Source organism: uncultured Streptococcus sp. (assembly GCF_915066115.1).
In the GTDB taxonomy this organism is placed as follows: domain Bacteria; phylum Bacillota; class Bacilli; order Lactobacillales; family Streptococcaceae; genus Streptococcus.
In genome coordinates this window covers 1-2,761 of the sequence record NZ_CAJZDT010000180.1, presented here as the reverse complement: position 1 = coordinate 2,761, position 2,761 = coordinate 1, and the positions used below count along the sequence as shown (strand labels likewise).

The window sequence follows — 2,761 nt, the reverse complement described above, 5'->3', positions numbered from 1 at the left end:
GAAATCTATACATTGGAGAAAAACTGTGTCTGAAAAGCAAAAAATCAGCGTATTGATGTCGGTCTATATCAAGGAAAATCCGACATTTTTAAAGGATGCTATTGAGAGTGTTCAAAATCAGACCCTGAAACCGAGCGAATTGGTTCTGGTTGAGGATGGGCCTTTGACACCTGAGCTCTATCAGGTATTAGACCAGCTTGAAGCTGAGTCTGATATTCCAGTGAAACGCTATCCTCTTGAGCAGAATCAAGGTTTGGGTCTGGCTCTTCGACAGGGTGTTTTGCAGTGTCAGTATGATATTATTGCCCGTATGGATACGGATGATATAGCTGTTCCAGATCGTTTTGAGAAACAGGTTCAGTTAATGGAGAAGGACAATCTTGACCTATTAGGTGGCCATATTGCAGAATTTATTGATAATCCTGATGAGATTGTTTCTTACCGTCGTGTTCCAACCCAGCATGCAGAGATTGTGGCTTATCAAAGGATGAGAAGTGCCTTTAACCACATGACTGTCATGTTCAAGAAGGACATGGTTCTCAAGGCAGGCAACTATGAGGATGGGCTTTATATGGAAGATGACCTCCTCTGGCTCAATATGATTGCTGCAGGAGCCAAGACTGGAAACCTGGATCAGATCTTGTGTCAGGTTCGTGTGGGAGCAGGGATGTTTGAACGTCGTGGTGGTTTGCGCTACCTCAAACTCTATCGCCAGGCTCGTCAGCGCATGCTTGAGAGAGGGCAAATTTCCTACATGGAATATGCTAAAAGTGTAGCCATTCAGGCAATTGTTGCACTTTGTCCAGGCTTTGTACGTCAGTTTATCTTCGTCAAACTTTTAAGAAAGAGAAAGTAAGCCCCGATAGACTGAATGATTCAGGCTATCATAACAACAGTATCATCTGACTCTTTTAAGGGGGAGTAAATTCCTATGAATAAAAAACTAACAGATTATGTGATTGATCTGGTGGAAATTTTAAATAAACAACAAAAACAGGTTTTCTGGGGAATATTTGATATTTTGAGTATGGTGGTTTCCATTATTGTATCTTATATATTATTCTACGGCTTGATTAATCCAGCACCTGTTGACTACATTATCTATACGAGTTTGGCCTTCCTGTTCTATCAATTGATGATTGGATTTTGGGGGTTGAACGCTAGTATTAGTCGTTACAGCAAGATTACGGATTTCATGAAAATCTTTTTTGGTGTGACTGCTAGCAGTATCTTGTCATATAGTATCTGCTATGCCTTCTTGCCACTTTTTTCAATCCGTTTCATCATTCTCTTTATCTTGTTGAGTACCTTCTTGATTTTATTGCCACGGATTACTTGGCAGTTAATCTACTCTAAACGCAAAAAGGGAAGTGGTGATGGGGAACACCGTCGGACCTTCTTGATTGGAGCTGGTGATGGCGGAGCTCTCTTTATGGATAGTTACCAACATCCAACTAGTGAATTAGAACTTGTCGGTATTTTGGACAAGGATTCTAAGAAAAAGGGCCAAAAACTTGGTGGAATCCCTGTTTTGGGTTCATATGATGATCTGCCTGAATTAGCCAAACGCCATCAAATCGAGCGTGTTATCGTTGCGATTCCGTCGCTTGACCCGTCAGAATATGAACGTATCTTGCAGATGTGTAATAAGCTGGGAGTCAAATGTTACAAGATGCCCAAGGTTGAAACCGTTGTTCAGGGACTTCACCAAGCAGGTACTGGGTTCCAAAAAATTGATATTACGGACCTTTTGGGACGTCAGGAAATTCGTCTTGATGAATCGCGTCTGGGAGCAGAACTGACAGGTAAGACAATCTTAGTCACAGGTGCTGGTGGCTCAATCGGTTCTGAAATCTGTCGCCAAGTTAGTCGCTTCAATCCTGAACGCATCGTCTTGCTCGGTCATGGGGAAAATTCAATCTACCTTGTTTATCATGAATTGATTCGCAAGTTCCAAGGGATTGATTATGTACCAGTTATTGCCGATATTCAAGACTATGACCGTTTGTTGCAAGTCTTTGAGCAGTACAAGCCAGCTATTGTTTATCATGCGGCAGCCCACAAGCACGTTCCTATGATGGAGCGCAATCCAAAAGAAGCCTTCAAAAACAATATTCGTGGAACTTACAATGTTGCTAAGGCTGTTGATGAAGCTAAAGTACCTAAGATGGTTATGATTTCGACGGATAAGGCGGTTAATCCACCAAATGTTATGGGAGCAACCAAGCGCGTGGCGGAGTTGATTGTCACTGGCTTTAACCAACGTAGCCAATCGACCTACTGTGCGGTTCGTTTTGGGAATGTTCTTGGTAGCCGTGGTAGTGTCATTCCAGTCTTTGAACGCCAGATTGCTGAAGGTGGGCCTGTAACGGTGACAGACTTCCGCATGACCCGTTACTTTATGACTATTCCAGAAGCTAGCCGTTTGGTTATCCATGCTGGTGCTTATGCCAAGGATGGGGAAGTCTTTATCCTTGATATGGGCAAACCAGTCAAGATTTATGACTTGGCCAAGAAAATGGTCCTTCTAAGTGGACACACCGAAAGCGAAATTCCAATTGTTGAAGTTGGAATCCGCCCAGGCGAAAAACTTTACGAAGAACTCTTGGTATCAACAGAACTTGTTGATAATCAGGTTATGGATAAGATTTTCGTTGGTAAGGTTAATGTCATGCCTCTAGAAGCTATCGACCAAAAAATTGAAGAGTTCCGCACTCTTAGTGGAGATGAGTTGAAGCAAGCCATTATCGACTCTGCCATC

At 42.5% G+C, this 2,761-nt stretch carries 2 protein-coding genes; both read left to right on the top strand.

What is annotated here, in order from left to right:
- The first annotated feature begins 25 nt into the window (after positions 1 to 25).
- A complete protein-coding gene (locus QZ565_RS09170; protein ID WP_295528543.1) occupies positions 26 to 856 on the top strand; it encodes a glycosyltransferase in 831 nt (276 codons plus the stop codon).
- Between the two features lie 75 nt (positions 857 to 931).
- The coding region (locus QZ565_RS09165; protein WP_295528540.1) for a nucleoside-diphosphate sugar epimerase/dehydratase at positions 932 to 2,761 on the top strand (1,830 nt) is incomplete at its 3' end.